This is a genomic window from Streptomyces silaceus (assembly GCF_001419745.1).
Lineage (GTDB): Bacteria > Actinomycetota > Actinomycetes > Streptomycetales > Streptomycetaceae > Streptomyces > Streptomyces silaceus.
The window spans coordinates 1-13874 of the sequence record NZ_LIRJ01000306.1 but is presented as its reverse complement, the minus strand read 5'-3'; the positions used below and the strand labels follow the sequence as shown (position 1 = coordinate 13874).

Annotated in this window: 12 protein-coding genes; 8 read left to right on the top strand and 4 right to left on the bottom strand. The window is 69.7% G+C overall.

All coding sequences use genetic code 11. From position 1 onward, the window contains the following. The 4 genes from AOK22_RS26460 to AOK22_RS26445 all read left to right on the top strand — a co-directional run. Window positions 1–694, top strand: a 694-nt coding sequence (locus AOK22_RS26460; protein WP_244165012.1) for a sensor histidine kinase, incomplete at its 5' end; no start/stop codon positions are given. 59 nt (window positions 695–753) lie between these two features. Beyond that, window positions 754–1437 (top strand): response regulator, encoded by a 684-nt coding sequence (locus tag AOK22_RS26455; protein ID WP_055701221.1) that lies wholly within the window; start codon window positions 754–756, stop codon window positions 1435–1437. Window positions 1438–1542: 105 nt separating this feature from the next. Next, window positions 1543–1941, top strand: coding sequence for an OB-fold nucleic acid binding domain-containing protein (locus AOK22_RS26450; protein ID WP_079036824.1), 399 nt, complete (start codon window positions 1543–1545; stop codon window positions 1939–1941). 3 nt (window positions 1942–1944) lie between these two features. After that, window positions 1945–2682, top strand: a complete 738-nt coding sequence (locus AOK22_RS26445; RefSeq protein ID WP_055701219.1) for a DUF3159 domain-containing protein — start codon at window positions 1945–1947, stop codon at window positions 2680–2682. 265 nt (window positions 2683–2947) lie between these two features. Here AOK22_RS26445 and AOK22_RS26440 read toward each other — a convergent pair whose 3' ends face one another. The 4 genes from AOK22_RS26440 to AOK22_RS26425 form a co-directional block, all read right to left on the bottom strand. Beyond that, a complete protein-coding gene (locus tag AOK22_RS26440) occupies window positions 2948–3625 on the bottom strand; it encodes a potassium channel family protein (protein ID WP_055701218.1) in 678 nt (225 codons plus the stop codon). Next, window positions 3625–4293, bottom strand: coding sequence for a potassium channel family protein (locus tag AOK22_RS26435; RefSeq protein ID WP_055701217.1), 669 nt, complete (start codon window positions 4291–4293; stop codon window positions 3625–3627). Before AOK22_RS26435 ends, AOK22_RS26440 begins: the two co-directional genes overlap by 1 nt. Before the next feature lie 177 nt (window positions 4294–4470). Then, the gene (locus AOK22_RS26430) at window positions 4471–4701 is read right to left on the bottom strand and encodes a hypothetical protein (RefSeq protein WP_141753767.1); all 231 of its coding nucleotides are present in this window, start codon (window positions 4699–4701) and stop codon (window positions 4471–4473) included. A gap of 8 nt (window positions 4702–4709) precedes the next feature. Next, entirely contained in the window at window positions 4710–5042 is a 333-nt protein-coding gene (locus AOK22_RS26425) for an ArsR/SmtB family transcription factor (RefSeq protein ID WP_055701223.1), read from the bottom strand. Between the two features lie 213 nt (window positions 5043–5255). On the opposite strand from AOK22_RS26425, the gene AOK22_RS40100 reads away from it, so the two are divergent. The 4 genes from AOK22_RS40100 to AOK22_RS26405 all read left to right on the top strand — a co-directional run bounded on the left by AOK22_RS40100 (window position 5256) and on the right by AOK22_RS26405 (window position 13686). After that, complete coding sequence (locus AOK22_RS40100; RefSeq protein ID WP_079036823.1) at window positions 5256–7697, top strand: MMPL family transporter; 2442 nt, start codon at window positions 5256–5258, stop codon at window positions 7695–7697. 60 nt (window positions 7698–7757) lie between these two features. Continuing rightward, the gene (locus AOK22_RS26415) at window positions 7758–9812 is read left to right on the top strand and encodes an APC family permease (RefSeq protein WP_055701215.1); all 2055 of its coding nucleotides are present in this window, start codon (window positions 7758–7760) and stop codon (window positions 9810–9812) included. 103 nt (window positions 9813–9915) lie between these two features. Continuing rightward, window positions 9916–11289, top strand: a complete 1374-nt coding sequence (locus AOK22_RS26410) for a class I SAM-dependent RNA methyltransferase (RefSeq protein ID WP_055701214.1) — start codon at window positions 9916–9918, stop codon at window positions 11287–11289. Between the two features lie 273 nt (window positions 11290–11562). Next, window positions 11563–13686 carry a nuclease-related domain-containing DEAD/DEAH box helicase gene (locus AOK22_RS26405; protein WP_341845609.1) on the top strand — a complete coding sequence of 708 codons (2124 nt, stop codon included), beginning with the start codon at window positions 11563–11565 and terminating at the stop codon, window positions 13684–13686. The last annotated feature ends 188 nt before the right edge of the window (window positions 13687–13874 follow it).

Sequence of the window (13874 nt, the reverse complement as noted above, 5' to 3'; positions counted from 1 at the left end):
CCTGCTGGCCGCGGTCAGCCATGACCTGCGCACGCCGCTGGCGGGCATCAAGGCGGCGGTGTCCTCGCTGCGCTCCGACGACGTGGAGTGGTCGGAGGAGGACGAGGCCGAGCTCCTGGAGGGGATCGAGGACGGCGCCGACCGTCTGGAGCACCTCGTCGGGAACCTGCTCGACATGTCGCGTCTGCAGACCGGCACCGTCAATCCGCTGATCCGCGAGATCGACCTCGACGAGGTGGTCCCCATGGCCCTCGGCGGCGTACCCGACGGCAGCGCGGAACTCGACATCCCCGAGACCCTGCCCATGGTCACCGTCGACAAGGGCCTCCTGGAGCGGGCCGTCGCGAACATCGTCGAGAACGCCGTGAAGTACGCCCCCGAGGGCGAGCCCGTCAAGGTCTCCGCCAGCGCCCTGGGCGAGCGCGTCGAACTGCGCGTCGTGGACCGCGGCCCCGGCGTGCCCGATACCGCCAAGGACCGCATCTTCGCGCCCTTCCAGCGTTACGGTGACGCTCCGCGAGGTGCCGGGGTGGGCCTCGGCCTCGCCGTCGCCCGCGGCTTCGCCGAGGCCATGGGCGGCACCCTCGCCGCCGAGGACACCCCCGGCGGCGGCCTCACCATGGTCCTCACCCTGCGGGCGGCGTCCGGGCGGCCGTCGGTCCCCGCCGACCTCTCCGCCCAGGTCACCTCGTGACCGCCCACCGACCGGGTCACCCCGTGACCCTGAACCAGAAGCCGGAAAGGCAGGTAAGCATGACCCGGGTGCTCGTGGTCGACGACGAGCCGCAGATCGTACGCGCCCTCGTGATCAACCTGAAGGCGCGCAAGTACGAGGTGGACGCGGCCCCCGACGGCGCCACCGCGCTGCAGCTCGCCGCCGCCCGCCACCCCGACGTGATCGTGCTCGACCTCGGTCTGCCCGACATGGACGGCGTGGAGGTCATCAGGGGCCTGCGCGGCTGGACCCGCGTCCCGATCCTCGTCCTCTCCGCCCGGCACAGCTCGGACGAGAAGGTCGAGGCCCTCGACGCGGGCGCCGACGACTACGTGACCAAGCCCTTCGGCATGGACGAGCTCCTCGCCCGGCTGCGCGCCGCCGTCCGCAGGGCCGAGCCCACCGGGGCGGGCGAGGACGACGTGCAGGTCGACACCGGGGACTTCTCCGTCGACCTGGCCGCCAAGAAGGTCAACCGCGACGGCCGCGATGTCCGCCTGACCCCCACGGAGTGGCACCTCCTGGAGGTCCTCGTACGCAACATCGGCCGCCTGGTCAGCCAGAAGCAGCTGCTCCAGGAGGTCTGGGGCCCCTCCTACGGCACGGAGACGAACTACCTCCGCGTCTACATGGCGCAGCTGCGCCGCAAGCTGGAGGCGGACCCGGCGCACCCGCGGCACTTCATCACGGAGCCCGGAATGGGATACCGGTTCGAGAAGTGACCGGATTCCGTTCCTCCACGGCGGTGTATTCGGTGCTGAGCGGGCATAAGCACAGATGAGCGCACCCCTTTCCGCTGTGTCGGCGCCCCCCGGTACGCTTCCTGTATGAGTGCTGTTTCTGGTTCCGGAAAGCCGGCGGGCCGTTTCCGGCGCATGCTCGACCGGCTGTCCTCCTCTCAGGAGGACCTGGAGTCGGAGGAGCTGCGTGAGGACGCCGAGACGGCGGGCTGTGTCCGTATCGGCGACTGCCGCGACCGCCAGATAGTCACCGTTACTGGTACCTTGCGCACGGTCACCCTGCGACCGCGCGCCGGGGTCCCCGCGCTGGAGGCCGAGCTGTTCGACGGCTCCGCGGCGCTGGACGTGGTGTGGCTCGGCAGACGCTCCATCGTGGGGATCGAGCCGGGGCGCAAGCTGATCGCATCGGGCCGGATCTCGATGAGCCGGGGCCGCCGGGTGCTCTTCAACCCGAAGTACGAACTCAGACCGCTCGGACGGGAGTAGCCGGTGACGTCCCTCGACAAGCCGACGGACCAAAGGAACGCGGATCAGGACGCCGATTCCAGGGCCGTGACCGAGGCAGCGCTCTTCGAAGCCTTCGGCGGCGTGCGGGGCATGGTGGAGACGGTCCTTCCCGGCCTGCTCTTCGTGACCATCTTCACGGTCAACAAGGACCTGCACATGTCGGCCATCGCGGCCCTCGCGGTGTCCCTGGTGCTCGTGGTGGTCCGCCTGGTCATGAAGGACACCGTCAAGCACGCCTTCAGCGGTGTCTTCGGTGTCGCCTTCGGTGTGGTCTTCGCGATGATGACCGGCAACGCCAAGGACTTCTACCTGCCGGGCATGCTCTACACCCTCGGCCTCGCCCTCGCGTACATCATCACGACCCTCGCGGGCGTGCCGCTGATCGGCCTGATCCTCGGCCCGGTCTTCAAGGAGAACCTCTCCTGGCGCACCCGCAACCCCGGCCGCAAGACGGCGTACGCCAAGGCCAGTTGGGCCTGGGGCCTGATCCTGCTCGCCAAGTGCGCGATCCTCTTCCCGCTGTACTGGTGGGCGGACACCACGCAGTTCGGCTGGGTCCTGGTCGCCCTGAAGATCCCGCCGTTCCTGCTCGCCGTCTACCTGACCTGGGTCTTCCTGGCGAAGGCCCCGCCGCCGATCGACGTCTTCGCGGAGATGGAAGCGGCGGAGAAGGCGGAAGAGGAGCGCAAGAAGGCGGCGACCCGGGGCCACGACGCCTGACCCGCTCCCCGTGCGCCCCGCAGGGGGAGCGGACACTGAGCGCCCCGTAAGGGGCGCGGGGAACCGCGCGACAAGCCCCCACGGCCCCGCAGACACCCACGCACGGAGACGCCCGAGCCACGGCTCGGCAGGGCCCGAGCCACGGCTCGGCAGGGCACGGCTGACGGGCCCCGGCCCCGGAGCCGGGGCTCGTCACGACGACGAGGAGGGGGCCGCCCGGAAACATCCGGGCGGCCCCCTCCTCGTACCGTTCGCCGGGGCGGCCTCAGCCCACCGCATCCTCACGACGCACCGACAGCAGGTCCTCCAGTTGCTCCTCGCGGGCCTGCGCCGCCACGAAGAGGAGCTCGTCGCCCGCCTCCAGGGAGTCGTCCGGGGTCGGCGCGAGCACGCGCGTCCCGCGGATGATCGTGACCAGCGAGGTGTCCTCGGGCCACTCGACGTCGCCGACCTGCGTGCCCGCGAGGGCCGACTCGGGCGGCAGCGTCAGCTCGACGAGGTTGGCGTCGCCGTGGCTGAAGCGCAGCAGGCGGACCAGGTCGCCGACGCTCACGGCCTCCTCGACGAGCGCGGACATCAGACGCGGCGTGGAGACCGCGACGTCGACGCCCCAGGACTCGTTGAAGAGCCACTCGTTCTTGGGGTTGTTCACGCGGGCGACGACGCGCGGAACGCCGTACTCGGTCTTCGCGAGCAGGGAGACGACGAGGTTGACCTTGTCGTCGCCGGTGGCCGCGATGACCACGTTGCAGCGCTGGAGCGCCGCCTCGTCCAGGGACGTGATCTCGCAGGCGTCGGCGAGCAGCCACTCCGCCTGCGGCACGCGCTCGACGGAGATGGCCGTCGGCGCCTTGTCGATGAGAAGGACCTCGTGGCCGTTCTCCAGGAGCTCACCGGCGATGGAACGGCCCACCGCGCCGGCTCCGGCAATGGCGACCCTCATCAGTGACCGCCCTCCTCAGGGCCCTCGGCGAACGCCGCTTCGACCTTCTCGACCTCGTTGGTGCGCATCATCACGTGCACCAGGTCGCCCTCCTGGAGCACCGTCTGGGAGGTCGGCAGGACCGCCTCGCCCAGCCGGGTGAGGAACGCGACGCGTACGCCGGTCTCCTCCTGGAGGCGGCTGATCTTGTGGCCGATCCACGAGGACGAGGCGTGCACCTCGGCGAGCTGGACGCCGCCGGTGGGGTCGCGCCACAGCGGCTCGGCCCCCGACGGGAGCAGCCGGCGCAGCATCTGGTCGGCGGTCCAGCGGACCGTGGCGACCGTCGGGATGCCCAGGCGCTGGTAGACCTCGGCACGGCGCGGGTCGTAGATGCGGGCGGCGACGTTCTCGATGCCGAACATCTCGCGGGCGACGCGCGCGGCGATGATGTTCGAGTTGTCGCCGCTGCTGACGGCGGCGAAGGCGCCCGCCTCCTCGATGCCGGCCTCACGCAGGGTGTCCTGGTCGAAGCCGATGCCGGTGACGCGGCGGCCCCCGAACCCGGAGCCGAGGCGGCGGAAGGCCGTGGGGTCCTGGTCGACCACCGCGACCGTGTGCCCCTGTTGTTCCAGGGTCTGCGCGAGAGCCGAACCGACTCTCCCGCAGCCCATGATGACGATGTGCACGACCGTCCTTCCGGCTGTGTCAATACTCTGTGCTCAGACTGAACGGTAAAAGCGTCTCAGACCGGAGCCCAAGCTACACACGCGCGGTCCGCGGAGGGCACCCCCGTGCACGCGTCGGTGCGTCCGCCCGCTGTGCGCCGCCTGCTGCCCGCTCCCTCCGGGCAGGCGGGCGCGCGATCAGTCGACGCTGCGCAGCAGCCCCTCGACGTGCTGCAGCCGGTGACCGAGCTCGACGAGCTGCAGGCGGGTCGCCTCCTGCTCCGACCGCGCGCGCTCGACGGCCTCGCGGTAGCCGTGCATGGCCTCCGCGTACTGCCGGTCGCGCTCGCGGTTGCGCTGCGTCTGGAAGTACGCGACAGCGACGACCGCCGAGGCGAGCACCACGAAAAAGGCGATTGGGATGATCACGTCTTCCACTAGGGCGTCCCCTTTGATGAGTGCTGTCCGTCGCCGTCCGCCTGGTCCTGGCGGGCGGCCGCGATGATCGTATCCACGTTCAATCGCACGTCGAACGGCGCCAGTTGAAAGTACTTGAGCGCCTTGCCGTCATCGGAGAGCTCCAGGCGGCCGGCGACGATGCCGGCCTTCTCCATGCGTTCGAGGTGCATGTAGAGCAGGGGGCGGGACACCCCGAGTCGTCGGGCCAGCTCACTGACGTACAGCTCGCCGGACGCGAGCTCGGTGATGATCCGGATGCGCTGTGCGTGGCCGACCGCCGCGAGAAAAGCCAGCAGCTCCTCGCTGTCCATGATCTGCCTTTGCGCTGGTCCCGACACTTGTCGGTCAAGGCTTCAGCATGACGGCCTCCACTGTCAATCCGCGTTCCCGCCCCATCGAATGACAGTTGACGCCTCAATACATCACCTGTAACTCTTCACTTACATGTGAAGCCTCGCGATGTGCCGGGCGGAGAGGCCGTAAGGCCGTATGGGGGCCGTATGGCCGTATGGGGGAGGACGAGAATGGGACGACGACCGGTCACGGTGCGCGTGGCCCGGTGGAGTGCGCTGCATCCGGGGCGGGCGATCATCGGCTGGCTGCTCTTCGTGGCGCTGTGCCTCGGGGGCGGGATCGCCGCGGGCATGAACAGCGCCGCGTCGGAGGACTACCGCGTCGGCGAGGCGGGCCGGGCAGAGGCCCTGGCGACCGAGGGCGGCGTGCAGCTGCGGCCCACGGAACAGGTGCTGATCCGCGCCGGTTCCGGGCCGCTGGACGAGGCGGCCGCGGCCGCCGCCGCCAAGGACGTCACCGCCCGGATGAAGGCGCTCCCCGAGGTCGTCTCGGTGGCGGCCCCGGTGCGCTCCGCCGACGGCCGCGTCCTGCGCGTACCGATCGAGCTCGACGGGCCCGACCAGGAGGCCAAGAAGAACGTCGTCCCCCTCCAGGCCGTGACCGAGAAGATCGCCGAGGCCCACCCGGACCTGGTGATCGAGGAGACCGGCTCCGCCTCCGTCAGCAAGGGCGTCAACGACCAGCGTGGCAAGGACCTCGCCTTCTCCGAGGCGATCACCCTGCCGATCACGCTGATCACGCTCGCCGTGGTCTTCGGCTCGGTGGTCATGGTCGGCGTACCCCTGCTGCTCGCCGTCACCTCGATCATGGCGACGATGGGCCTGGCGATGCTGGTCTCGCACCTGCTGCCCGACACCGGCGTCGGGATGAACATGATCCTGCTCATCGGCATGGCCGTCGGCGTCGACTACACGCTCTTCTCTCTCAAGCGCGAGCGCGAGGAGCGGGCCCGCGCGGGCGGGCGCCTCACCTCCGAGGCGCTCGTCGAGGCCGCGGCGGCGACGGCGGGCCGGGCGATCGTGGTGTCAGGGCTGGCCGTGATCGTCTCCACCGCCGCGCTGTTCCTCGCGGGCGACGTCATCTTCGACTCCCTCGCCACCGGCACGGTCCTGGTCGTCGCCGTCGCCGTGGCCAGCTCGGTGACGGTGCTGCCGGCGCTGCTGGTCAAGCTCGGCCGCCGGGCCGAGCGCCGTGCGGAGCGCCATGCGGAGCGCCGTGCGGCGAGGCGGATGGCGCGGGGTGAGGACCGGCCCGGGCGGGTCTGGAACGCCCTGCTCACGCCCGCCCGCAAGCGCCCCGCCCTCACCTTGTGCCTCTCGGTCCTCGCCCTGCTCGGTCTCGCCGTGCCCGCCCTGGACATCGAGCTCAAAGATCCGGCCCGCGACAGCTTCTCCCGCGGGATACCGGCGATGAAGGGGTACGACCGGCTGCTCGCCGCCTTCCCCGAACAGCGCGTCCGCCATCTGGTCGTGGTGCGTGCGAAGGCCTCGCAGGCCGATGAGGTACGGGCGGCGCTGCGGGAAGTGCATCGCAGGGCGGCGGGCGATCCGCTGTTCGCTCAGGCCGGACAACCGGTTGTCAGCTCCTCTGAGGACCGGAGGACCGATGCGCGGGTCGCACCGGCACAGGTCGGACAGGCACCGGCACATGTCGGACAACCGGTCCTCCGCTCCTCTGAGGACCGGAGGACCCGCGCACAAGCCCAGGCCAGTCCTCCGATCCTCCGCTCCTCAGAGGACCGGCGGACCACCGCCCTCGAACTCAACGCCCCGCACGCCACGTACGACAAGAAGGCCGTCGCCTCGCTCGACCGCCTCCGCGACGACTTCCTCCCCGCGACCGTCGGCAAGCTGCCCGGCGTGGAGACGGCCGTCACCGGCGAGGTGCCCCGCGGCGTCGACTACGTCGCGCACCAGAACGAGAAGCTGCCGCTCGTCCTCGGCTTCCTGCTCCTGATGACGTTCGCCATGACGGTGTACGCGTTCCGCTCCGTCGTCCTCGGACTGCTCGGCGTCGTCCTCAACCTGCTCTCCGCCGCGTCCGCGCTCGGGCTGCTCGTCCTCGTCTTCCAGGGGGACTGGGCCGAGGAACTGCTCTCGTTCGTCTCGCTCGGCGGGATCTCCTCGCGCGTCCCGCTCTTCCTCTGCGTGATCCTCTTCGGGCTCTCGACGGACTACCAGGTCTTCGTGGTCAGCCGGATCCGCGAGGCCGCCCTGAACGGCGTACCCACGCGCCAGGCCGTCCTCGACGGCATCGCGTCCTCCGCCAGGGTCGTCACCAGCGCGGCGATCGTCATGGTCACCGTCTTCGCGAGCTTCGTGATGCTGCACATCCTGGAGATGAAGCAGATGGGCTTCGTCCTCGCGGCGGCCGTACTGCTCGACGCGTTCGTGATCCGCGTCATGATCCTGCCCGCCGCGCTGCTCCTCCTCGGCCGCGCCACCTGGTGGCCGTCGGGTGCGATCCGGCGCGCCATGGACGCGCGGGTCGCCGAGGGCGCGTGGAGCGCCGGGGGCACACGGGGCAGTGAGGGGCAAAACGGTGCGGGGACCGGCGAAGAACGTCCGCATTCCGGGCACGCGAAGGAGCGCAGGGTCGCACAGGGCGGATAACCGGAGCACTTGGGGGTGGTGGGTGGGCGGGCACCCATTCGAACGCTTACGATCCTCTGCGTGTCCAAACTGACCGACGTGCCCAAACGGATCCTCATCGGGCGCGCACTGCGCAGTGACCGGCTCGGAGAAACGCTCCTGCCGAAGCGCATCGCACTCCCCGTCTTCGCATCCGACCCGCTGTCCTCCGTGGCGTACGCGCCGGGAGAGGTTCTTCTCGTCCTCTCCATCGCGGGTGTTTCGGCGTACCACTTCAGCCCGTGGATCGCCGTCGCGGTCGTCGTCCTGATGTTCACCGTCGTGGCGTCGTACCGACAGAACGTGCACGCGTACCCGAGCGGTGGTGGCGACTACGAGGTCGCCACCACCAACCTCGGCCCCAAGGCCGGACTCACCGTCGCGAGCGCCCTGCTCGTCGACTACGTCCTGACCGTGGCCGTGTCGATCTCCTCGGGCATCGAGAACCTCGGCTCGGCCGTCCCGTTCGTGGTCGAGCACAAGGTGCTCTGCGCGGTCGGTGTGATCGTCCTGCTGACGCTGATGAACCTGAGAGGCGTCAAGGAGTCCGGCAAGCTCTTCGCCATCCCGACGTACGTCTTCGTGGCCGGCGTCTTCATCATGATCGCGTGGGGTGCCTTCCGGGGCATCGTCCTCGGCGACTCCATGAAGGCGCCCACCGCCGACTACGAGATCAAGCCCGAGCACCAGGGCCTCGCGGGCTTCGCGCTCGTCTTCCTGCTGCTGCGCGCGTTCTCCTCCGGCTGTGCCGCGCTCACCGGCGTCGAGGCGATCAGCAACGGCGTCCCGGCCTTCCGCAAGCCGAAGTCCAAGAACGCGGCGACGACGCTCGCGCTCATGGGCGGCCTCGCCGTCACGATGTTCTGCGGCATCATCGGCCTCGCCATGGCGACCAACGTGCGCATGGCCGAGAACCCGGCGAAGGACCTCGTCCACAACGGCGCGCCGGTCGGCGGCGACTACGTCCAGAACCCGGTGATCTCCCAGGTCGCCGAGGCGGTCTTCGGCCACGGCAGCTTCCTCTTCATGATCCTCGCGGCCGCCACCGCCCTGGTCCTCTTCCTCGCGGCCAACACCGCGTACAACGGCTTCCCGCTGCTCGGCTCGATCCTCGCCCAGGACCGTTACCTGCCGCGCCAGCTGCACACCCGCGGCGACCGCCTCGCGTTCTCCAACGGCATCGTGCTGCTCGCCGGCGCGGCGGCCCTGCTGGTCTTCATCTACGGCGCGGACTCCACCCGGCTGATCCAGCTCTACATCGTCGGCGTCTTCGTCTCCTTCACCCTCAGCCAGATCGGCATGGTCCGGCACTGGAACCGCCACCTGGCCACGGAGAAGGACCAGAACAAGCGCCGCCACATGGTCCGCTCCCGCGCGATCAACACCTTCGGCGCCTTCTTCACGGGCCTGGTCCTGGTCGTCGTCCTGGTCACCAAGTTCACGCACGGCGCCTGGGTCGCGCTGCTCGGCATGTGCATCTTCTACGCGACGATGACGGCGATCCGCCGCCACTACGACCGCGTCGCCGAGGAGATCGCCGCCCCCGAGACCCCCTCCGACGACAGCATGCGCCCCTCGCGCGTCCACTCGATCGTCCTGGTCTCCAAGATCCACCGGCCGACGCTGCGCGCCCTCGCGTACGCCAAGCTGATGCGCTCCCACACGCTGGAGGCGCTCAGCATCAACGTCGACCCGGCGGAGACCAAGGCCCTCAAGGAGGAGTGGGAGCGCCGCGGCATCACGGTTCCCCTCAAGGTCCTCGACTCGCCCTACCGCGAGATCACGCGGCCGATCATCGAGTACGTGAAGAACCTGCGCCGCGAGAGCCCGCGCGACGTGGTGAGCGTGATCATCCCCGAGTACGTGGTGGGCCACTGGTACGAGCACCTGCTCCACAACCAGAGCGCCCTGCGTCTCAAGGGCCGTCTGCTCTTCACGCCGGGCGTCATGGTGACGTCCGTCCCCTACCAGCTGGACTCCTCCGAGGCCGCGAAGAAGCGGGCCCGCAGGCGGTCGGAGTGGAACGCGCCGGGTGCGGTGCGGCGGGGCCCGGTGGAGAAGCCGAGGCGCGCGAAGGAACCGACGAAGAAGGGCTGACCCCTCCCGGTCCAGCTCTGTGGCGAGCGGCCGGACGACACCCACGTAGACTGGTGGGCTGTTGTCCGGCCGTTCCCCTTTCACGTTGTGGAGTCACCCCGCCATGCAGGCAGAACCGAAGAAGACGCAGGCGGGGAACGCGCGGGCGGGCGCCGCCGAGGAAGCCGTGTCGCTGGTCGGCCGGGAGTACGAGGTCGAGGTCGGCCCCGTCGCGCACGGCGGCCACTGCATCGCCCGTACGGACGAGGGCCAGGTCCTCTTCGTACGGCACGCGCTGCCCGGCGAGAAGGTCGTGGCCCGCGTCACCGAGGGCGAGGAGGGCGCGCGCTTCCTGCGGGCCGACGCGGTGACGGTCCTGGACCCCTCCAAGGACCGCGTCGAGGCCCCCTGCCCCTACGCCGGCCCCGGCCGCTGCGGCGGCTGCGACTGGCAGCACGCGAAGCCGGGCGCCCAGCGCCGGCTCAAGGGCGAGGTCATCGCCGAGCAGCTGAAGCGCCTTGCGGGACTCACCCCCGAGGAGGCCGGCTGGGACGGCACGGTCATGCCGGCGGAGGGCGACAAGCTGCCCGCCGGCGAGGTCCCCGCCTGGCGGACGCGCGTGCAGTACGCGGTGGACGCCGACGGCAACGCGGGCCTGCGCCGCCACCGCTCGCACGAGGTCGAGCCGATCGAGCACTGCATGATCGCCGCGCCCGGTGTCTCCGAACTCGGCATCGAGGAGCGCGACTGGTCCGGCATGGCCTCCATCGAGGCGATCGCGGCGAGCGGCTCGCAGGACCGCCAGGTGATCCTCGCCCCGAAGCCGGGCGCGCGCCTGCCCATCGTCGAGCTGGACAAGCCGGTCTCGGTGATGCGGATCGGTGAGAAGGACGGCGGCGTCCACCGTGTCCACGGCCGCCCCTTCGTCCGCGAGCGCGCGGACGGCCGCACGTACCGCGTGGGCAGCGGCGGCTTCTGGCAGGTCCACCCGAAGGCTGCGGAGACGCTGATGCTCGCCGTCATGCAGGGCCTCACCCCGCGCAAGGGCGAGACGGCCCTCGACCTGTACTGCGGCGTCGGCCTGTTCGCCGGCGCGCTGGCGGACCGCGTCGGCGAGAAGGGCGCGGTCCTCGGCATCGAGTCCGGCAAGCGAGCGGTCGAGGACGCCCGCCACAACCTCGCCGCGTTCGACCGCGTCCGCATCGAACAGGGCAAGGTCGAATCGGTCCTCCCGCGCACGGGCATCACGGAAGTCGACCTGATCGTCCTGGACCCGCCCCGCGCGGGCGCGGGCAAGGCGACGGTGCGGCACCTGGCGGGCCTGGGGGCGCGCAGGATCGCCTACGTGGCATGCGACCCGGCGGCGCTGGCGCGGGACTTGGGGTACTTCCGGGACGGCGGCTATCGGGTGCGGACGCTGCGGGCGTTCGATCTGTTTCCGATGACGCATCACGTGGAGTGCGTGGCCATCCTTGAGCGGGTTGAGAAGGGTCGCTGACCTGCTGTTTCGTCGAGTGTGCATTATGTGTGTGTGGGCGTTACGAGTGACGCCTTGACGTTGGAATGACGTTCGCCTCGGTGAGGCGGGCAACTCTGGACGGAGTCGGTGTCAGCGATCACAGCGCGGAGCGCTGGAGGTTCGGGGCTGCTGGGGCCGTGAGCTGCGGCGCGCGGAAGGCCTCTTCCAGTTCAGTCACTCGCGTATTCGTGGTGGCAGGCTTCGCCTGCCTTCACAGTGGCGCACCCTGCCGCCCCGGTCGCGGACCGTCCTATGATCGTTACTCCGCGTTCGAGGGGGCTGGGTATGGCGGCAGGTGGGTCGGCGTCGCGACGGGCACAGGAGGCGCGGCGCCAAGAGCGACTGTTACGTGAACAGTGGCAGGCCGCGCGTCGACAAGCCCGTCAGTGGGAAGCGGCTGGGGAGGGGGAACGACGGGTCGCCGCCCAGTTGTTGATGCTCACGGAGCGAGGGTGGCGGCTGCTCGTGGATCGCCGGTGGCCAGGCACGCGCGCGGCGAATGTGGACATGTTGCTGGTGGGGCCCGGCGGTGTTTTCGTCGTCGATGTCAAGAACTGGCGCTCGGCTCCCGAGGTCTCGGACGGCAAGCTTCGCGGTGGAGGGGAGCCGCGGGATCAGCACGCGGCCAAGCTCCTTGCGGTCACGAAGGTCGCCGAGAACGCCGTCGCAGCACTTGGGTTGTCTCCCGTGGCGGTACAGCCACTCATGGTGTTCCCAGGCCATCGGATTGACGTCGGTCTTGACCGGATCCGACTCATCGGCGAGCGCGAGGTCGGCCCCGCGCTGCTGTCGGAGCGCCGTCGGCTACGTGTTGAGTCGGTCCGCGCGATTGCCGACCATCTGGAGCGTGTTTTCCCGGACTACGAGGGGTCGGCGGTCACGCAGGAAGCGCCGCCTGCCCGGGAACAGCCCGACCGCGACGAATCTGATGGACTCTTCGACCTGGAGGGGCTGCGCGACGCAGCAATGCAGGAGGCGTTGCAGGCTCCGATCGAGCAGTGGATGACCTTCCTCCATCCTGATCAAGTCGCGCTGGTACGCCGCAACTGGTCGGGCCCGGCACGCATCAGTGGCCCTGCGGGCACGGGCAAAACGGTCGTGGCATTGCATCGTGCGGCCCATCTGGCGCGGCGCACCTCTGGCCGCATTCTCTACGTCACATACGCCAACAACCTGCCTCGCGTGCAGGGCACTTTCCTGCGGGCCATGGCTCCGGCGGTCGCCGACCGGGTGGACTTTCGCAGCTTGCACTCCTGGGCACAGGAGTTTCTGCAGGAACGTGATGTCTCCGTGAGGCTGCACGGGGACAAGGCCGTAACGGCCTTCAGCCTCGCCTGGAAGCATGTTGGACGCGACAGCCGTCTTGCCGAGATCGACCCTGCGCCGGCCTATTGGCGTGACGAGATCGACTACGTCATCAAGGGGCGCGGCATCACCACCTTCGAGGAATACGCGTCCGTGCTTCGACGGCGACGCAGAGCAAGGCTGAGCCGGGTGCACAAGCAGGCGGTATGGGCGCTGTACGAGGCATACGAGTCCTTGCGTATCGAGCGTGGCGTGCACGACTTCAACGACGTTCTCTCCCTCGCCCTGACGGAGGCGGCACGTCACACGGACCAACCACGCTACGCGGCCGTCATCGTGGATGAGGTCCAAGACCTCACCCTCGTCGGGGTACGCCTTCTGCACGCCCTCGTTGGTGATGCCGCCAACGGGCTTCTCCTCGTCGGCGACGGTCAACAGGCCGTGTATCCAGGTGGGTTCCGCCTGACCGACGCCGGCATCGACATTCGCGGCGATCGCGGGCAGGTGCTGCGCACCAACTACCGCAACAGCAAGCAGATCCTGGATGAGGCGCTCACGGTCGTGGCCGCCGATGCCTTCGAAGACATCGACGGCCTGCGTACTCCTGGCCGCCGTGATGTGGACCTCACGTACCACGACGGACGGGTGGTCCGTGTCGTGAAGCCGACGACGGATGCTCACGACCAGGAACTCCTGGACGCTCTGCGCGTTCTGTCCGACGCGGGGAGAGCCGATGCAGCGGTGCTTTGTCCGTCCATGCGGGCCATCGGGCACTACCAACGCTTGCTCACTCGGGCCGACATTCCGGTCTGTCTGTTGGAGCACTACGACGGCCGTCGCGTCGAAGCGGTCAAGCTGGGCACCTACCGCCGAGCCAAAGGCTTGGAGTTCAAGCACGTGTTCCTGCCTCAGTACGACGCGGCTCTGCCGAGTCGGTCGCCACTCGGCGACGCAGGCACTGTAGCCGCGTCCGAGACGGCTCAAGAGCGCGATGAGCTGTTGCGAAGTCAGCTCTTCGTCGCAATGACCCGCGCGCGCGACATGCTGTGGTTGGGCAGTGTTGCTCGTTAGCAGCCAGCGTTGAGTGTGCTCTGGGTAGTGGATGGCCCTCGTGCCGCCTGGGTGTCGTCGGAGTCGCTGCCCCCTCCCGGTAGGCGCAGGCCCCCCGAGGCCCAGGGCTCCGAGGCCCGGAGCCCGGCGTGGCTGGGAAAAGGCTGTTTCCCTGTGGGGGATGTGGGGGACGCGGTCGGTGGGGGTGG